At 56.1% G+C, this 19,759-nt stretch carries 12 protein-coding genes; 2 read left to right on the top strand and 10 right to left on the bottom strand.

Annotation, left to right across the window (positions count from 1 at the left end):
* Nucleotides 1–13: 13 nt before the first annotated feature.
* Complete coding sequence (locus H7F31_RS12730) at nt 14–2,080, bottom strand: serine hydrolase domain-containing protein (protein WP_187104480.1); 2,067 nt, start codon at nt 2,078–2,080, stop codon at nt 14–16.
* Between the two features lie 232 nt (nt 2,081–2,312).
* On the bottom strand, nt 2,313–4,229 hold the full coding sequence (locus tag H7F31_RS12725) for an FAD-dependent oxidoreductase (protein WP_187104479.1): 1,917 nt from the start codon (nt 4,227–4,229) through the stop codon (nt 2,313–2,315).
* Between the two features lie 202 nt (nt 4,230–4,431).
* Here H7F31_RS12725 and H7F31_RS12720 point away from each other — a divergent pair, with 202 nt between their 5' ends.
* Nucleotides 4,432–4,815, top strand: a complete 384-nt coding sequence (locus H7F31_RS12720; protein WP_087570101.1) for a hypothetical protein — start codon at nt 4,432–4,434, stop codon at nt 4,813–4,815.
* Nucleotides 4,816–5,167: 352 nt separating this feature from the next.
* On the opposite strand, the gene H7F31_RS12715 is transcribed toward H7F31_RS12720, so the two are convergent.
* The 3 genes from H7F31_RS12715 to H7F31_RS12705 all read right to left on the bottom strand — a co-directional run bounded on the left by H7F31_RS12715 (nt 5,168) and on the right by H7F31_RS12705 (nt 9,325).
* Nucleotides 5,168–6,754, bottom strand: a complete 1,587-nt coding sequence (locus tag H7F31_RS12715) for a peptide chain release factor 3 (RefSeq protein WP_187104478.1) — start codon at nt 6,752–6,754, stop codon at nt 5,168–5,170.
* Between the two features lie 25 nt (nt 6,755–6,779).
* Nucleotides 6,780–8,336: a glucose-6-phosphate dehydrogenase gene (gene zwf / locus H7F31_RS12710; RefSeq protein WP_187105328.1), complete on the bottom strand. Its 1,557-nt coding sequence runs from the start codon at nt 8,334–8,336 to the stop codon at nt 6,780–6,782.
* Between the two features lie 113 nt (nt 8,337–8,449).
* Nucleotides 8,450–9,325 carry a hypothetical protein gene (locus H7F31_RS12705; RefSeq protein ID WP_187104477.1) on the bottom strand — a complete coding sequence of 292 codons (876 nt, stop codon included), beginning with the start codon at nt 9,323–9,325 and terminating at the stop codon, nt 8,450–8,452.
* A gap of 726 nt (nt 9,326–10,051) precedes the next feature.
* On the opposite strand from H7F31_RS12705, the gene H7F31_RS12700 reads away from it, so the two are divergent.
* Complete coding sequence (locus H7F31_RS12700) at nt 10,052–10,762, top strand: hypothetical protein (protein ID WP_187104476.1); 711 nt, start codon at nt 10,052–10,054, stop codon at nt 10,760–10,762.
* Here the strand turns inward: H7F31_RS12700 and H7F31_RS12695 are convergent.
* The 5 genes from H7F31_RS12695 to H7F31_RS12675 all read right to left on the bottom strand — a co-directional run bounded on the left by H7F31_RS12695 (nt 10,755) and on the right by H7F31_RS12675 (nt 19,757).
* Nucleotides 10,755–11,846 (bottom strand): alpha/beta hydrolase, encoded by a 1,092-nt coding sequence (locus H7F31_RS12695; RefSeq protein WP_187104475.1) that lies wholly within the window; start codon nt 11,844–11,846, stop codon nt 10,755–10,757. The two genes, H7F31_RS12700 and H7F31_RS12695, sit on opposite strands and share 8 nt — an antisense overlap.
* Before the next feature lie 5 nt (nt 11,847–11,851).
* Complete coding sequence (locus H7F31_RS12690; protein WP_187104474.1) at nt 11,852–12,856, bottom strand: glycoside hydrolase family 88/105 protein; 1,005 nt, start codon at nt 12,854–12,856, stop codon at nt 11,852–11,854.
* A 22-nt stretch (nt 12,857–12,878) separates the two neighbouring features.
* Entirely contained in the window at nt 12,879–17,087 is a 4,209-nt protein-coding gene (locus H7F31_RS12685) for a fibronectin type III domain-containing protein (protein WP_187104473.1), read from the bottom strand.
* Between the two features lie 81 nt (nt 17,088–17,168).
* Nucleotides 17,169–18,755 carry an extracellular solute-binding protein gene (locus H7F31_RS12680; protein ID WP_187104472.1) on the bottom strand — a complete coding sequence of 529 codons (1,587 nt, stop codon included), beginning with the start codon at nt 18,753–18,755 and terminating at the stop codon, nt 17,169–17,171.
* Nucleotides 18,756–18,881: 126 nt separating this feature from the next.
* Nucleotides 18,882–19,757: a carbohydrate ABC transporter permease gene (locus tag H7F31_RS12675; protein ID WP_187104471.1), complete on the bottom strand. Its 876-nt coding sequence runs from the start codon at nt 19,755–19,757 to the stop codon at nt 18,882–18,884.
* Nucleotides 19,758–19,759 lie beyond the last annotated feature (2 nt).

Below are 19,759 nucleotides of genomic sequence, written 5' to 3'. Positions count from 1 at the left end.
GAGCTGTAATCCATTATTGAGCTTGCTGGGCCATCAACCCCGCAACGATGGCATCCGTCGGCGATGTCAGAAGCGCATGGAGAATGAACGCTTCTTCCTGGCGCTTCAGGGTTGCCTTGGACAAGAAGTCGAAAGCTCCGTCCGCATTCTGCTTCACTTCAGGACCGATGAGGCCTAACCCTACGAGCATCTTTACGGCAGGCTCAGCCCATTCGTCCGTATCTCCGGACAGCTTAACGGATTCGAACAGCTCCGCCGGATATTGCAATACGAGCGCGCGCCAGATCATAACGGCCGCTTCCTGTCTGGTAATTGGGCGATCCGGTCTAAATTCTTCCGTGTTCGCGCCTTTGACAAGTCCCATCTCATAGGCTTGCTGGATAAACGGAGCGGAAGGATGGCCAGCGAGATCCTTAAAGGCTGGCTCCTCGGAAGTACTTCCGCTTAGTCCGCTGATCTCCATCAAAGCCTGCACGAACCCGCTGCGCGTTGCCGCTTCTTCGGGTCCGAATGTTGCCTTCGCGTCATTGGAGAGATAGCCAAGCGACTGAAGCGCATGGATGGCCTCCGCATACGGATGATCGGCCGGGACATCGGCGAAGCCGGCAGGTTCTACGCCCTTGCGCGCATAGCCGAGCGGATTCAGATAGGGTTCCTTCATGTAGGTAGCATTGCCGTCGTCGTTTAGTCGGAATGCCGTAAACTTGCCCGTCAGACCGTCGACAAACAGATTGTCATCCACTTGCTTCAAGCTGCGAGGTCCCAGGAAGGAATCCGAGATAACCAAGCTGCCGTCTTCTTCCGCACCAAGCGTCGATACGATTACGCGAAGCCGCAGATCGGAATAAACGCCGCTAAATGCTCCCAGCTCCTCCGTCGTGTACGGCTCGAACGCTGGATCCAGTTCTGCCGGCTTGGCGATATCCGGGAAAAACTCTGCAATAAAGGCCGGGTAGAATAGATCGCGCAACGGTCCGAGTTTGTTGTAAGTCAGGAATACGCCTGTCTCCTCCTCCGGAATCATAAACATCAGGGAGCTGGTGCCAATGAGATCGCCCGCCTTGGTAATGACGCTTGAGCTGCTGCCCGCTCCAGGCAGCTGGATCGGCGCCTCGAAGCCATAAGTTGTATCCGGCAGCAGCGGATGCGCGTAAGAGCGGTACTCCTGCATGTCGGCTACCGTTGCACCCTTCAAAATACGTCCGGAACCGGCTGCTCCTTCGTTTAAGAACGACACCATATATTTGCCGACATCCTGAGCCGTGGACAACATGCCGCCCTGCGGCATTACCGTCGGATCGATGGCATAATGATCAAGCACCGAGCCGTCGGCCCCATACTCCGTTACCATTCGCTCCTTCAGCTCATCTTTGGGCAAAAAGGTGCTGTTCGTCATGCCAAGCGGCTCGAACAGGTTTTCCTCCATATAGGTCTCGAACGGCACGCCGCTGACATTCTGTACCACTAGTCCTTGCAGCAGCGATGCGAAGTTGTCGTACATATAGGAGCTTCCGGGCTCCCTGACGACGGGAGGCATATGCTTGAGCGCGTAATCCTCCAGCTTCACGACACGGTCGTAGTCGGTATGTATATCCTCCGGAAGCGGATCCTGAATTTCGAAGCCGGTTGTATGCGTAAGCAACTGCTCGATCGTCACCGGGGCATCGTATGGATTATCAAACTTCAGTCCTTTGATGTACTTCGAGAAGTCATCCTTCAGGCTCACTTTGCCTTGCTCCACCAGTTGCATGAGCGCCGTTGCCGTAAACGACTTGGATACCGACGCTATTCGGAACAGGCTGCTTGCCGGATCGACGGGCTCCTTCGATTCCAGATCCGCGAATCCGTAACCGCTCTCCGCGATCGTCTTGCCGTCCTTGACGATGACGACGGATGCTCCTACATATAGCGGTTTTGCTTGCTCGGAGGCAAAAAACGAATCCAAAAATGCTTTAGCCGTCTCTGCATTCAAGTCCTTTGCAAGCGGCACTGCGCCTGAGCCGGCAGCCGGCGTATCCGTCGCCGGAGCTGCGTAAGCAGCAGGTACAACCAGGCTAAAAGCTACGACTGATGCGGTCATTGTTTTAGTCAACCATCTCAACTGAACTTTCACTCCGTTTCTCGTAGTAGGATAAACAACTCTACTTATTACGGGATTGATAGAATGGCAGTTTCATATATTTGGAATGTGGCTGATAGAAGGCTGACGTTTCCCTCGTCAAGGTGAAACGGCCGACGGTCGCGGATGTCCGCCACGAAATTTTATAAAAAAAGCCGACAGGGCGCATTCCGCCCCATCGGCTTTCATCGTCTTATTTGGTGGACAAGGCGTCCACGACATCTTTAATTAACATGTATACGTCGCCGTTCGTCAGCTTATTGCGGTCCTTGATCAGGGCCAGGGTGTCCGCTTGGACGAGGCCACCCGCCATAAGCACGTCCAGCGCCTTGGCCGGAACGGCTTCGCCTTCTACGGCGATCAAGAGAGAATAAGCTGCTTGCTCCAGCGTTAATGGCATCGTGCTCACTTGGTCCGTCGGAATGTCCTTGATGGACGGTTCCGCCGAATGCGCGAACGCTTCGGGATGCGTCTTGGACGCACCGGTCAGATTAAAGAAGAGACGTTTCGGATTGGACTCGATATCCAGTCCGAAGTCGACACCGTACCCGGCTTGAGAGATGCCCATGCTTACAGCCAGCTTCATGCCTTCGTAAGCTGGGTGGCTGATGAAGGGATATGGCTCGAGCTTAGGCGGAGTCAAATCCATGCCCTGTTCCGTCAGCCGCTCCTTCAGGGTCGCGATCAGCGACTCGCTCGCCGACAACTCGCGGAACGTGATGCCTTCCTCCTGTGCAAGCTTTGCAGCTGCTCCTGCAGCCTGGGCTGTTGCCATGCCGAGCGGCACGACGCGAGCGCTGCCATGAGGCAAAGAGTCGAAGCTGGCCGAACGTCCGACGACGAGCAAGCCGTCTATCTCCTGCGGCACGAGCGTACGGAACGGCACGCCGTAGAACTTCGGTCTCATAACGACAGCGCCTCTGTCCGTAGGCGCGGACGAAGTGCTCTGAATATCGACCGGGTAGGAGCCGAATGCGATATCGTCCGGATGAGTCTGCTGCTCCAGCAAATCCGTCATCGTCAGACGATATTCGCCGATCAAGTGGCGAGTCTCTCGCACGTACAGCTCCGGCGCAAGCGCCCCAAGCTCTATCGGCTCAAGCTCCGGGTACAGCGACTTCAAATAATCGAGCATAAGCGGAATTTCCTTACGCGCGATTTCGTAGGCCTCTTCGATGGATGCGGGATTAAACGGGTCGACCTCGAAAATCTGAACGGCATTGATAAACGCGGTATCATTGACCGAACGGCCGATGTTAAGTCCCCGGGAACGAATGCGCTCCGGATTCGTGGAAGGATATTCCCACATTTCTTTGAAGCCCCATACGCTTTCGTTATTTGCTCCCGTATCCGGATCGTCGTCATTGTTCTGACGTTTACTGATGGCATCCCACACTTCCGGGGTCACGTTAACCAGCTCGTACACCGGCGTAACGGCCATCAACAGCTTGTCGTCGCCGATATCCTCGCGGCCGAACGTAAACGGCGCTCCCGCAGCAGCCGCGAAATCGCCGTCCTGCGTCGCGTCGATGACAGCCCCTGCGGTTATATCCAATACGGTGCCATCAGCGGCCGTCAGCTTCGCTCCCGTTACGGTCGTTGCGCCGCCATCAGTCGAAATAATGGGTTCTATGCTCTTCATGCCCAAGCGAACCTCGATGTTATCTTCTGCTTCTACCAATTCATGGAAGGCATTGGTAGCCGTAATGATAGCAAAGGAATCGCCTTCGACTCGGTCGAACCATTCCTTAAATATGCCTTTGTTATAATAATCGACACCATCCGGCGCCCGGTTCATGTCCAGACTGTTAAGCCAGCCTAAAGTAAACAGTCCGCCCAATATTTCTCGGTTTTTCCCGTCAACCAGCAGCGTCTTCAGGCCATTCCGCGCCGCGGATACGGCTGCGGCCACGCCCTCCGGATCGGTGCCGACGACGACTACGTCGTACTGCTCCTTCAGCTCCTTTACCGGAACCTGTGGAATATCCTTAACTTCCGTCACGGGCGCGGGGCCCTTGTCGTCCTGTAATTTTATTACGTAAAACAACCCTGCGATAATGATTAGCAATAGTCCCAATGTCAGCAAAATAATAGACTTGCGATTCTTCATGCCTGCTCTTGTACCCTCCCATTCTCTTTGTATCCCAACTATTATAGACTAACTGTCTATCTGGACACAATAAAAGAGAGATAGTTTCATAGAGTTGCCACGTTTGAATAATCCATCCACATCCTGAGAATAACTAATCGGGTTGGTGTGAGAAAGAATCGCGAAGCGCCACACTATCCTAATATCAGACGGAGGTAATCTCATGTATCAGAACCAATCCTTGTACCAGAATCAATCCATTACCGGCCAGATCAACCAATGCGAACAACTGATCAGCCAACTCATCACCCAAACGCAGCAAGCCTCTCAGATGTACCAGCAATTGCTGCAGCAAGAGCAGCAAAACGCAAGAACGCTGGAGGAAATCGCTCAGAAGGAGCAGCGTGCCGCTCAAACGATCCAAACGGCACTGCAAGGTCATCAAACAGCCATCCAGCAAATGCAGCAAATGTCCCAAAACCTGCGTCAAATCGAGCAAGCTTCCCTTTCCCACGTTTCCCCTGCATTCGCCAATCAGCAAACCAGCCATTCCTACGGTTTTCAAAATCAAGCCGGAATGAACCAAGGCTTCAAAAGCTTCCAATAATTGAGCTTCTTGCAAGCGTGCGCCGCATTGGCGCATGCTTTTTTTTACTTCTTTTCTCACCATTCGGTTACGTTTCACTGGCTTTGTCAGCACAGTGGTTGCAAAACTTATACTTTTTGGAGCCATAAGCGTCACTAACTCCTATGTACGCTAATTGGAGTTACTTTCCGGTCCATCGGCGTTTTTAACGCCTATAGCTGCTCGTTCGCCTACTTAATAGTCGCAAAAATGACCGCCAACCTATTTTGCCCCATTACTGCTGAAGCTCATTATCCACAATCTCGTATGTCGCATTATTTCCTATACAATAAAAAAATCCCCCCGGCAGCTCGGCCGAGAGGTTGAGATAAGTTTAAGGCGCCGTCTCCAGAAACTTGGAGGTCGGATTTTTGTCCATGGCGGTGCGCATCGCATATTCGTTCTCGAACAAGGCAACGTAATTGCCTTTTTTGTCCTTCACGAGCGTGGAGTTGATTCGGAACTTGGAAGGATCGATCTTCTCGTCCACGATCCAGCGGGCAAATTGGAACGTCATACGGTGCAGTTGGATGTCTACGCCGTATTCCGCCTTCATCCGATGCTCGAACACCTCGAATTGCAGATGGCCGACGACGCCGAGAATCGTCTCGTCGAAGTTGCCGGTGGAGTAAAACACTTGGATCGTGCCTTCTTCCGTCAACTGGTCCAGCCCCTTCTGATATTGTTTATGCTTAAGGGCATTTTTAACCGTTACCTTGGAGAAAATTTCGGGAGAGAACGTTGGCAGCTCGTCGAATTCCACCTCCATGCCTTGCGACAAGGAATCGCCAATACGGAAGATGCCGGGATCGAACAGACCGATAATGTCGCCAGGGTAAGCCGTCTCGACGATATCGCGGTCCTGCGCCAGAAATTGCTGCGGCTGCGACAGCTTGATCTCCTTCTTGTTTCGCACATGCTTTACGGCCATCCCCCGCTCAAACCGTCCCGAACAAATACGCAGGAACGCGATGCGGTCGCGGTGAGCCGGGTTCATGTTGGCCTGAATCTTGAATACGTAGCCGCTGAACTTCTCGTTCGTCGGCTCGATAGGGCCCGACATGCTGTTCCGCGAAGTCGGCTTCGGCGCTAGCTGCAGGAAGTTCTCCAGAAATGTCTGTACGCCGAAGTTGTTGACGGCGCTGCCGAAGAAGATCGGCGTCAGCTCTCCTGCGCGTACCTTGTCGTAGTCGAATGGATCACCCGCTACGTCAAGCAGCTCCAGATCGGAAACCAGCTGATCCGTCAAATAGTCGCCGGCCATCTCGCGAATAATGGGATCGTTGTAGTCGCCGACTTTGCGTACTTCTATCGTGGAGTGATCGTTCCCTTGGAACAGCTCCACCTGGTTCTTCATCCGATCGTAGACCCCGCATAGCTCACGGCCCATGCCGATTGGCCAATTCATCGGCACGGAACGGATGCCAAGCACCTGCTCCAGCTCTTCCATAAGATCGAACGGGCTTTTGCCCTCGCGGTCCAACTTGTTGATGAAGGTAAAGATCGGAATTCCGCGCTTGCGGCAAACCTGGAACAGCTTTACCGTCTGCACCTCGACGCCCTTCGCAACGTCGATCAACATGACCGCGCAGTCCGCCGCCGTCAACGTGCGGTATGTGTCCTCGGAGAAGTCTTGGTGACCGGGAGTATCCAGAATGTTTACGCGATGCCCCAAATAATCGAACTGCATGACGGACGAGGTAACGGAGATGCCCCGCTGCTTCTCGATCTCCATCCAGTCGGATGTCGCATGACGGCTGGCTTTCCGGGCTTTGACAGAGCCGGCCAGTCGAATTGCGCCCCCGAATAGAAGCAGCTTTTCGGTCAAGGTCGTCTTGCCGGCGTCCGGATGGGATATGATCGCGAACGTACGCCGTTTGTCGACTTCCTGCTTAATTTCGTTTGATAATGATTGATTCATGCTTGCCTTCCCTTCACGGTCTTATCTATTTATCCTTATTGGTGATCCAGATGACGTTATCCTCATCCTGGCCGTTGACCGGCCACCAGTGATGGCCCTGCTCCGCGAGCAGCCCGTTCGCCTTTGCCGGACCCCACGATCCTGCCGGATACGGCTCAAGATCAGATGAATCCTCGCGCCAGCCTTTCGCGATCCGGTCCACGAATTCCCATGCATGGGATACTTCGTCCCAACGCGTAAAGTAAGTGGAATCGCCTCGGGCCGCGTCATGAATGAGCCTCTCGTAGGCTTCCGGCGTATTGATGCCGATCATGCAGCTTTGGCAAAATTCCATCGACACCGGCTGGACGTCGTTGTCCGCGCCCGGTTTCTTGGCGTTGATCTTAATATAGATGCCTTCCATCGGATTAACCCGGATGACAAGCAGGTTCGGCGACAGCTCGTGTTTTTGCGCGAACAGGACGTTTTGCGGCATCGCTTTAAATTCCACGACGACTTCCGTCGTTTTAACCGGCAGGCGTTTGCCCGTACGGATATAGAACGGCACGCCCGCCCAGCGGAAGTTATCGACAAACACCTTTGCGGCAAAATAAGTTTCCGTCACGGAATCTTCGCCGACAGACTCCTCCTGGCGGTAGCCTGACAGTTCCTTGTTGCCCAGCTTGCCGGCGGTATATTGACCGCGCACGACATGGCTGCGTACTTCCTCGTTCGACTTGTAGCCGCGAAGAGAACGAAGCACCTTTACCTTTTCGTCGCGGATATCCTCGCCGTGAAGTCGGCTTGGCGGCTCCATGGCGATCATCGTCAGCATCTGAAGCATGTGGTTCTGCCCCATGTCCCGCAGCGCGCCGGATTTGTCGTAATAGCCGCCGCGTTCCTCGACGCCCACAGTCTCCGACAACGTAATTTGCACATTTGCGATATGGTTATTGTTCCACAACGGCTCAAAAAATGCGTTCGCGAAACGGATGACCTGGATGTTCTGAACCATCTCTTTGCCCAGGTAATGGTCGATCCGGAAAATCTCTTCTTCCTTAAACACTTGGCCTAATTGTTCGTTAAGCTTCTGCGCCGAGGGCAGATCGTAGCCAAATGGCTTCTCAATAACGAGCCGATGCCATCCCTTGGACTCCAACAGACCTCCGTCTCGGAGATTTAGGGATACAGGGCCAAACAGTGACGGCGCAAGCGCCAGATAAAACAGACGGTTGCCCGGGATGTCGAACTTCTCGTCCAGCTCTGCGGATAACAAGGATAGCTCGCGGAACCCGTCGACGTTGTTAATATCCAGCGACATATAGACGAAGTGCTCCGCGAACCGCGTCCAGAGCTCGGCGTCGTCGGCCCTGTAGCGGCAGAACTCGTTGATGGATTCGTACAGATCCGAACGGAACTGCTCGTTGCTGCGCGCCCGGCGAGCGAGACCGACGACAGCGAATTTCTCGGACAGCTTGCCTTCTTTATATAAACTGAACAATGCCGGGAACAGCTTGCGTCTTGCGAGATCTCCGGTCGCCCCGAACAGGTAATAAACCGCGCCTTCCGGGGAATTCGATTCTATTATGGGATTGGGAGTCATACGCCTCATTCTTTCTACCTGAATTTTTATGGGAATTGCATGATATGTAGTTTAGCATATTCAACCTTAAATCGCCATTGAACGGGTTATAAAAAATGCAAATAAACCATCTGTTAATCCGCTCGTTCTTCGGTCGTTCGAACCGAGGAGAAATCACCCGAAATAAGCGGTACTCCTATCGTCAGCTCGTTCCGCGCCGTTTCCGTGCTGCTATGCTCCGCGACCTGCAAATTGGCATGCCGGTTATGTCCGAGTGCCTTTGACGATAAAAGAGCGTCGCTTAACATCGTGACGCTGCGTGTGCCTCCATCCTCATATTGCTCCAGGATGCGGCCTCTGGCTATTCGCTCCAGTGTTTTGGCTCCTTCTTGTTTGTCCGAATATCCATGCGTCTTCATCGTTAGTGTCCATTCGTCGCTCATCTTCGCGAGGAGGGAGCCCAGTTGCTTAAGCGCAGCCTGCAGACCTTGCTCCGTCGAGTCTTCGACGCCCGATTCCAAAAGCAATATCACCGTCATGCCATTGCCGGACTGTCCCGTCTGATGCAGCGACAGTCGAGCGGCGTCCGTACTTTCGCCAATAAGCGCGGTGTATTGTCCGGACACGCTGTTTCCCCCATTCGTCACGATTCGTTCCGTCTTTATGACTCCATCTGCGTCGGAGAATACGCTATCGGACAACTGCGCCAATGACATCCCTTCGCTTAATGCCGCATCGAACCGAAGCGTCCATTCTGCCGTCTTCGCTCCACCGACGAACACCGAATCGCTCCAGCTCCATAGCTGCGCAAGATCATGGGCGTACCGCGCAGGGGCGGCAGCCTGATCCTTCGATTCCGATTTTTGCAGCACCAATGCCGCAATCAGCAAGAGAACGAGCATCGCGCTTGCAAATGCCACGCCGTATTTGTTGCGGGGACTGCGGGATCCCCCATGTCTGGCTGCTTCCGCTACATTCCGATTCAACAAAGAATTCCGGGGTACATACATGGTATAACCTCCGTTCTTGTATAGGTAAACGTACATTTCGGCTTCCGGATGAATACACTGTCGCAACAACACCAATGGAGGGAATGGTTACGGAGCCATGGAACGAATCTATCCGCTTACTGTCGATCACTTGCAGCATATTATCGGGATGCCGGTCTGCGCAGTGGCAAAAAACGGATTGAGGTATGTTGGAATCGCGGAAAGTTGCGCTAACGGACGTCTTGTTCTCGTATCTCCTTGTCAAGGGGACTGTCAAGGCTTGCATTTCTCGCAGCCATATGGAAACCAATCAGCCTATGAACGGGAGCAGGGAAACTCGAACGAACAATCCACGTCAAACAGGCGAACAACACCAGGCAAAAAGAGTAAAGGTGTTCGCGGCAAGAAACAGCGGCAAGGGGATAAAGCAACGTCTGCTTCCATAGAAGCACACTCTACTAATTACGCGCAATCCGGACAGAATCCTGCCCATGTATTGTCCCGAAGCGGATCATCGGGCGTTGCCGTTTTGAATCTAGACGACATTGGACTGTTATTTCTTATCATCTAATCGACAGCGAGAGTCTTTCGTCGACAAATTCGTTCCTTATAACGAACAATTCGTGACGTTTCGACTCTCTCGTTCGAGTCCTTTCGTGTTCGTTATATAGTATGCTAATTATATTATTTTTTTCTCATTCTCGTCGTGAATGTCCTTATGCAGGACTTGGAAAGGGGGAGTACTTAATGGCTGAATATATCCGCTCCATAAGAGGGATTGAACGTTCGAATGCTTATGCGCCGATTAGCGCCGTTAACCCTTATGCCGCTTATCGCAACCGGGAGCTGATCGAACCTTCGCGCGCCGAGCCCGTCAACGGACTGGCCGATTGGGAAGCGTCGTCTGCTAAGGGAGCCGCGGCCTGGCTTCGAACAGCAAAAGCCGCCGAAGGAAAGCTGAACAGCCTAATGATCGAGCTGGGCCGCCAAGAAGGCTGGCGAAATGGAGAAATAACGAAGGACAAGCTCCATGAGCTGGATGATCTGTTAAACGGGCTTGCTTCTGTTTACAAGCGCAATGAGGAATATTTGATGCCCGAAGTGTGGGAGGTCATCGAACTTGCTCTGCGGCATCCGGCAACTTCGCAGTTCGGACTGGCGAGAGGAGAATTGGCGTCGGAGGACATGGAGGAGCGCCAAAAGGAGACTTTTGGCGCTCATTCGCCGGCTCTCCTCTCCGCTCGTGAAGAACCGGACAAGGCGAGGCGCCTGCTGCTTGGAGCGGATGGCTTGTTGACGGGATTGAAGACGGCGGTCACATACGCCGAGAAGCAGCAGCCCGCGGACTGGCTTAAGCTTCCCTTTACAGCCGCATACCCTTACGCCATGTATTATGGCGCCGCCCAACTGTACTGGCCGCTTCCAAGCAGGGGTTCCGTCGTCAACAAATTCATTTGAGGGGAAGTATCCCAACGTTCTCCCAGAATCCTGCGTTTTCCAAGAAACGATCGATGTCTCCGAGTGCTTCCATCGTTTCCGCCACAGCCGCTGTATAGCCGAATAAAATGAACGCATGCTTCGATCGAGGATATAGAATTAGCCTCGCGTCGTTGCCGCAGCTGCGATGCGCTTCTACATATCTCACAGACTGCTCGGCTTCAACCGTACGGTCAAGCAGGCCATGCAGCGTCAGCGACGGCGGTTGACCGGGACGAATCCGCTGAAGCGGCGACAGCCGTCCCGCTTCCTCGCGCCCCAGAAACCAGTTTCGCACAGCCTGCCCGTTGGTCTGCGCCTTCTCCTGCAGAGGAGCGCGGGAGGAATACCGCCATTTGTCGGTCAGATCGACAATACCGTTGCAATTGACGATCGCAAAAACCCCGAGCGGATGATCAAGAGGCAAAGTCCCGATGCAGGTGGAGAGATGTCCGCCTGCGGAATCGCCAGCGACGACGATTCGTTCGGGATCGACCCCCATATCCGACGCCTGCTCGCGAATGAACCGCAAGGCATCGATGCAGTCGCTAAGGCAGTCCTCCACGCTGGAAGCTTGACACGCAAGCTTCGCCGCCGATGCAAGGCGGTTTGCCCCACGGTCTTGACCTGCAGCGGAGTCGACGCTTTCCTCCATGTTCGTGGTGAGCGGACTCTCCTTGCTTAAGCCCGCCTTTTCCTCCGTATTCGGAATGAGCCGGTAATCCACGCTAAAGCCGACGGCTCCCCGCAGCGCCGCGTACCGGCAATGCGGCACGAACTGCTCGGGCTGTCCGCCCGACCAACCTCCGCCGTGAATCCAGAGGATCGCCGGCCTGCGATCCTCCGGTCTCCAGTCATCCGGCTTCACGAATAGCAGCCGCAGTCCGGTGCCGCCGACGCTTTTGTACATCAGCGTCTCCGGTTCCGCGCCTTCCAGCAATTTCGCAACCGGCCACGCCAGTTCTCGTCCCGAGCCGAGAACGTCGCCGTATCCAAGCGTCCTCTGCGCGCCTTCGCCATCTGTCGTTTCGCGATCATTTCCTCTGCTGCGAAATCCTTCGCCCATCTAACTCAGAGCTCCTCGGACAACATCATCAGCAGCAAACCTTGCCCGTAGCCTTCCAGGCGATCGCGCGCGATAACGTGATATTCGCCGGGATGGCTTTGCACGCCCGTTCCGCTGGATACGCCCCGCAGCACGCCGTCATGATCGATCAGCGCGCAGACAGCTCGATACGCCTTGCGGGCCATATTGCCAAACGAGGGGTCGACCGATCCTTCGCGGATGCCTCTCAGCACGGCGTAAGCGATGCCCGCCGCCGCCGAGCTTTCTACATACGTGCCCGGTTCCGTCACCACTGTCGTCCACAAGCCCGACAGGTCCTGATACGCCTGCAATCCCTTCAACTGTTTGTGCAGCACATCCCGTATTATCCGCCGATCCTCCGCATAACGTTCCGGCAGGATGCGCAGCAGCTCCACAGCCACGACGGCCGCCCATGCGTTGCCGCGCGCCCACTGACAGCCGATGACGCTTCCTTTGCTTTCGTCCCAGCCGTGATAGAAAAGGCCGTTCGGCTGCTGCAGCCCCGCGACATGCACATGGAATTGCTTCAGCCCTTCCTCTACCGCATCCTCGTTCCCAAGCCGCAACCCCGCTTCCGTCAGGAACAGCCCCGCCATAAACAAAGTATCGACCCACATCTGCTTCTCGAACTTGGTTTCCGTCAGCGTATGCTCGTAAGCGCCGTTCGCCAGTCTGAGCGAGCGATGCAGCAGATGATCGACGCGATCCGCGAGCCTATCGGCGTAATCGACCAGCCCCAGCTTGCCCGACAGCTTCATCAGGCCTGCCCAAGGAGCCGTGGCGTTCACCGTCTCCGGGATCGAACCCCCGCCGAGATGCTCGCCATACCACCGCTCAAGGAATGTCCGAATGCGCTCCGATCCCGTTCTCTCCCATAACGTAGTCAAACCGTACAAGGCCACGCCTTCGCTCCAATTCCATTCGCGAAGCGGCATCCGCAGCGTCGCGTCGACCGCCGCTTCTCTTATATGCTCAATCGTTCTTGACATTCGTATCGTCCTCCCCGTTGACTCAAGACTGCGGATAGGGCGGCAAGCTGCCCTTCTTCACGTTCTCCCAATAATCAAACCCGTTATGCCCGTATTCGTGGCTGCGGATGTAGCGGCGGAAAGTTTCATCCGGCTTGGGATCCCAATCGATTAGTCCGCCCGGAACCGTATCCCGGTCCCGCGAGCGAGGACCTTGCCCGTTGCCGTTTACCGATGCAACGCTATAGACCCAATCCATCTCATCCGCCGTAATGCTGTCGTCTAGAAAGCGTCGCTCCGTCCCCTCGTACAGCAGCACGCTTTCGCCGCCTTCCGCCTTCCGCCGATACAGCCGATACCGCTGCGCGCCCAGCACCATTCCCCATGTCGCTTCCACTGCTCCGTCCCTGCGCCGCAGCCGCAGCCCTTGCGGAGCGGCAGGCGGTTGCGCCGACGGATAGATCGGGTAAGGCTCGCTCCAGTCCCCAGTCGCTTGCCCGCGGCATGCGCGGACCCGGACATGCAGCTTCGTTCCCGCAATCAGCCCTTCCAGCCGGTAATGCTGGCCGCGAATATCGTCGGCTGCCGTTTTCCACGAACGGCAGCCGTCCTTGCTGACGGCCAGCTCGTAGCGGTCCGCACCCTCTGCCGAGTCCCATTCTAGCTCCGCCTCATGTGGCGAAGCCAGCGACATGCGGATCGCTCCAAATCTTCCCGGCACGGCATCGCCATCCGTCCATTGCCATTCCATCCGACCTGCCGGAAGAACAAATTCCAGCACGGTCACACTCTCCCCTGCCTCGTTGCCGACCGCAGCCTTCGCTTCGTGGGCCTTACCGTCCACGTAAAGCTTATGCTGTCCCGTCACCCGGGAGTTGGGCAGCTCCAATCGAACGACAAGCGGAATCGCCGAAGAGGAGCTACCGCTGAGCAAGCCGCTAACCGTCGCAAATTCGAATGCTCCTGCGCCTTGCAAGCTGCCGCCGTACGGCGAATCTACCGATGGACCCGGCGCGCCCGCTATGGTACTGCCGTCTACGGCTTCCGCTAATGTGCTCGACTCTGCCTTCGCCGTGGCCTCCGTTACGCCGCAGTCCAGCGCTTCCGCCGAGACGCCCGCCGTTGCCATCGCCGCGTCCGTTGCGGACCCACGGTCCGGCGCTTCCCCCGGAAGTATCGTCGCCTTGATGCCCTCCGCCGCGATGAAGCGGCCGCGGAACAACGCCGCCTCGACATGCCCCCGGCCATAGCGGCGTACGATGCCCGCATAGCCGTCGAACGCCAGGTCATCGCCGTTGTGGCGAATGCGCGTTGCGCTGCGGAATATATGGTCCTCTCTGCCGACCATCGCCACGACGGCGCCGTATCGCGTCGCCTTGACGCCCTTGATTTGCGGCTGCCATTCGCCGCGATGCGTCACGACCGTCAGGAAATCGCCGAAGCCGTCATAATATCGTCCGACAGAGCCGTTGGGATAGCCATGCGCCTTCCGATTGATTTTATATTGTCCCGCCGGAACCTGCGGCCCGTCTATCGGCCCTGCCAAGGTGACCTGTGAAGGCGATGCGCCCGGCTTCAACTGGTAAATGGCCGGGAACGGGTCGTCGCGATGCGAGAACCAGGAGAAGCGCCCCCGTACCCGCATATCCGCCACTTCGTCGTAGATAACGATATAGTCGTTGCCGGACATCAGCACGCTGCGGGAGCGGTAATGCGGCCTCGCGGCGGGCCCCGCCGCCAGCTCGGCAAACTGCGCGTAACCAAAGTCATGCAGCGCCCCCGTCAGCTCGTTGCGTCCGATGCTCTTGTATTCATGCCCGTCAAGCACGGCAAAGGTCGTGCTGCCTTCTCCCGTCCCCATGTTATCGTCGCCGACATCCTCGGGACGGTTGTAGCTGTATCGTTTGCCGTCCGCGTAATAATAAATGACGCCGTTGCCGCCGTCGCCCGAACGTCCCCAGCGATAGTTGGGGCCTTCGTCGATCTGCTGCAAGTGCACCGACATCTCGCCGGACGTCCCGATCGCGGAGCGCAGAACGTGGCCGTAGCCGTTGAATTTCGCCGACTTCAGCTGCGGCGGCGTACCGGGATTGGACAGGTATTCGCCTTGCAGCATGATACGCCAAACGTCGCAATGGTCCCCGCTTTCGAAACCGGGAGCCTCCGCGGGACATACCGCGAGCAGTTGCTCCGCCAGCAGCGGATCGTAGTCCATCATCATTTCTCCCAGCACCCGAATTGCATAAGACGGGGGCAGCGGATCGTTATGGACGCCGGAATGCGCCCCCTGCGGCGGATAGGAGCGACCGCCCGCCAGCGGAGCGCTGAGGCTCCTCAGCAGCCAACCCCCAAGCTTCGCCAAATTAGGATACAGCAGCGTACTTTCGCCATACGTTTTGCGTAGACACCATGCGGACCGAACCATCGGTACCAGCGCCGCCCAGACGTAGCAGCCCAGATTTTCCGTCCAGCGGCCGCCTTCGGCATTCCATGGTGCTACATCGGGACGGGTATGGTACTTCAAATTCAGCGCCATTGCCTTCTCGTAATGGGCCATCCAACGACCGGCGTGGGGGTGATGGGGGAACAGCGCCGACATATAGCCAAGCACCGCCTTGTAGTCAACCAGGAAATTGGGATGGCCCGACAACATCGTATGAATGGGAGCCACGTATTCATCCTCGCGCACATAAGCCATCAACGCGCTGGCAGCCTTGAAGCGGCGGAATTGCTCACGCGTCATGTCTCTGGCCGACAGGTCGAAGACCGGCGTCCAGAACGCGAACTCCCTGCTCGACACCGGCGCGGTGCCCTCCACCTGGTTGAAGTTGAAGGACAGCTTGTCGACGATTTCCTCCATATCCTCCGGCCTCGGCGCCTCATGCAGTTCAAAATACCACATATGCCCCGCCTTCGGCAGTTGCTCCGGATCGAACAACCTTGGATATTGCTCCTGCGGTTCCTCCCAATCCAGCACCCAATCCTTCACCTTGTCAAGCGGCAGGAAGCTATGCCACAATGCGAGCTCGTCGATCAACGGCAGACCGTCCCCGGTTGCGGGAACCCTGAGCGCTGCAGTCGACAGGGCCGCACGTTTCCGATCAGGGTCGTACACCGCCACTTTGGTTGCCCGGACGCCCGAGGCCAGCGGATAGGACCAAATCAATCTCCCTTCTTCGCCTTCTTCCAGGCCGGCTTGCCCGTATCGGAACGAAATCGCCAGCGTATCCGACGATCTCCAGAGCGCATATTCCCCGTCGTCCCATTTCATGGGATCGCCATGGAACAGGCCGACCGCCAGCCGTTCCCCTTCATCCACAAACGCGGCGGATCTTCCCGTATGCCACGACAGGAAATTGTCGTAAGGCATAATGCGAAACGGCAGCTTCCCCCGCTCGCCGAGATAAGCGTCAATCGCCTCGTCGCCTCGACTTTTTGTGTAGCGGCGGGTCGGCTGCAAGCCCGTCCATTCGATATCCAGCCGACTGCCGGCCGCCCCCTCCATTTGCTCCTCCAGCTCCACAAAAGGCATTTCCGCCGCCAAACGGATCGTTAGGGCGTACCGCGCGTCGTTCTCCCACAGAAAGGTGATCCGATGCTCATGCAGGACTGCGCCGGAGGAGATGCATTCGCTTTGCACCGCGCACAGCCGATGCCCGCTCGCCAGTCGCGCCGTGGCCAGCTTGCCGCCGTTCGTTAGATACAGGCCGAACACCTCTTGCGACTCGACAGCTTCCGGCGAAATCTCACCGGAATCCGGCCGTGTCGTCCTCAACTCGGCGGTCTTCGCCGAATTCGCAGCCTTCGCCCATCCGGGCGCCGTCCTATCTCCGCCAGCTCCCGCAAGCGCGCTGCCGGCACGCGGCACGGCAACCTCGATCAACCCGTTGCCGAAGCGAATGCCGTCGCCATCCTCCCGCACCGCCATGCCGCGGGACTCACTCACTCCTTCATGCTCCTCTTCATCCGCTACAGACTCCGGAGCTGCCCCGTAATGCAGCTCATAACGCCGCGTCCCGCCTCTCGGCAGATCGGCCAGAAAAGCGATTTCCCCGCTTATGACAAAGCCGTCTGACAGTTCGGCCCCGACGAGCTGCACCGGTACCCGAAGACCGTCTCCATCCCGCAGCGCCAAGCTGCCGGGATGCGCTTCGCCGGGCTGGAGCCGCAAGGGATATCGCACCAGCGACAGCGGCCATTCATATTGTTGATGATTCAAATGATCCTTTAATTCGTATACCGTTGCCCCCATGGTTTCCCCTCCAAGGTCGATTCTACAGGTTCGGGCAGGAGACGCGTCTCCTGCCCGACTTTTGCAATAGCTATGCGTCCATTATGATTGCAGCGAATCGTACAGTTCCTGCGCTTCCTTCTGCAACTGCTCTCCGCCCATGTCGTTCCATTGCTTCACGAAGCTGTCGAAATAGTCGATAGGCTGATCTCCGCGAATGATGGCCGCGTAGGCTTCGATTTTCAGCTTCTTCAGCTCGCCCCAATATTGTCCGGCCGAAGGCAAGATGTCGGGTTTGCCGAAAATATCGGCAACAGGGTTCGCGGCATATTTTTCATTGATCTCCCGAAGCTGGTCGCCGTAATATTTGTAAAATATTTCGAAGTTGGGGCGTCCGCCGAAAAACGTTTCTCCAACTTTAATGCCTTCCTCCCGCATCTTGACCGCATCGTCGTACGGCGGCAAATATTTGACGCCTTCCTTCAGGTCCGTGCCGTTCTTGAAATCCCAATGCGTCCCTTGCGTCCCGTAAGCGAGCGGCACATACGCCTCTTCGTCGTTGATGACGGCATCGATGATTTCGAGCGCGCGCTGCAGCTTCTCCGGCTGGTCCTTCATATGAGCGCCGAACGACATGCCGTTGGCCGCCGTTCCCCACGACCATCCGCCGCTTTCGCCCCTAGGCCCCTTCGGCAACGCGCCGAATTCGATTTTGCCATCCGGATTGATCGCCTTCAGCGCGGAAACCGCGGAGTTGGGGTTGCTTTCGTCCGTGGTGAATATGCTGGCATTGTCATTAAAAGCAAAGGTGCCGTCGATAAACTTTTCGCCCAAATTTTGTCCGGTCACGAATTCGGGATCGATATACCCTTTGCCATACCAATCGGCGAGCAGCGTCAACGCTTCCTTGGCTTCCGGCATAACGGCGCCGTTTGTCACCTTGCCGTCCTTTACCGTCCACTGAATTGGCATAACGCCGAACGCGCCGAATATTTTCTGGAAAGCCGCATAATCGGAATTGCCGTTGGAGGTCATGCCGTAAACGTCGATTTTTTTCAGCGCTTCAAAAGCCTCCGTCATTTCGTCGATCGTTTCCGGTATGCCGGTTACTCCCGCTTTCTCCAGCAGGTCGACGCGCCATGCGATCGGCGTCGTGTTTTTGCCGCCGAACAACGTCGGCACGCCGTAATTGACGCCCTTGTGCTCCGTATAGAACCAGCCTTGCGGCGCATTATTGTCGATTTCCGCTTTGGTGCGCGGCGCATATTGTTCGATCAGCTCCATCGGTACCTCTGCGAGCAAGCCCTGATCCGCATATTTCTTCATTTCATTGGGGTCCATGACGATCATGACGTCCGGCACTTCGCCCGTCGTCATCATAATTTGCTGGCGCTGGGCGTAATCCGCGCGCGGAATGGACACGATATTCAGCTTGACGTTAAACTTCTCCTCCACAAACTTCTCGCCGAATGAATCCGGCAGCATCACATCGTTGACCATCCAAGTCAACTCGACCGGCTCAGGTCCCCCCGCCGCTTCCTGTGTCGGGCTTGCGCCCGGCGATGCGGATGGCGACGGCTCCGCCCCATTGCCGGAGTTTCCGGAGCAGCCTGCCATAACGAGCGTCGTTGCCAGCATCAGCGCCATACCGTTCAACGCCAAGCCCTTTTTTCCTTTTCTCAATACCATTTGAAGTTCCCCCATTCGTAATGTAGGATTGCATCTATTGTACGAAGTCTTGCGACTTGATACCGATAATTGTGCGGAACGGGCACTCTGCCGCCGTGTATCGGCATATTGGCGCGCCCATACCTGTCATCCCTTGACGGAGCCCAACATGATGCCTTTGACGAAGAAGCGTTGAATAAACGGATAGACGCACAGGATCGGCAGCGTCGCAATCATGACGGTTGCGGCTTTTAACGTTTCCTTGGAATACGTTGTGGCATGCAGCAGCTCTGCCTGGGTCGCCAACGCGTCGCTTTCCTCGATAACGGTTCGTCTGACGAACAACTGCAGCACTTGCTTATCCATATCATGAATATAAATCATCGCGTCGAACCAGGCGTTCCAATGACTGACGCCCGACCATAGCGCCACCACCGCAAGCACCGGCAGCGACAGCGGAAGCACGATCGAGGTGAACGTGCGAAGCTCTCCAGCTCCGTCTATTTTGGACGAATCCATAATTTCCTCCGGAATGGCTTGGAAGAAATTGCGCATAATGATCAGATTGAACGCGCTGACTGCGCCCGGAAGAAGAAGCGCCCACATGCTGTTGAGCAGTCCCAAATTACGGATCAGCAAATACATCGGGATAAGTCCGCCGCTGAAAAGCATGCTGAAGACGTAAAGCTTCATAATGAGGCTGCGGTGCGGAAACGATTTGCGGGATAGCGGATACGCCGACAATGACGTAAATAGCAATACCAATGCGACACCTCCGACCGTTCGCAGCGCCGTATTCAGGAAGGCTTGCGCGATTCCGCTTTGGGCGAACACCTTCTCGTACGATTCCAGCGTCGGACGCATCGGGAACAGATGCAGGCCGGGCAGCTTCGCGTCGACCGGCGTGCTGAGCGACATCGTAAGCGTATATAAAAAAGGATACAGCGTCACAAAAGCCAGAATCAGGAGAGCCAGAATGTTGATGCCGTCGAATATTTTTTCGCTTCTTGTGCGATGATGCATGT

The sequence above is a fragment of the Paenibacillus sp. PAMC21692 genome (assembly GCF_014303795.1).
Taxonomy (GTDB): Bacteria; Bacillota; Bacilli; order Paenibacillales; family Paenibacillaceae; genus Pristimantibacillus; species Pristimantibacillus agaridevorans.
This window is presented reverse-complemented; position numbering and strand designations above follow the sequence as displayed.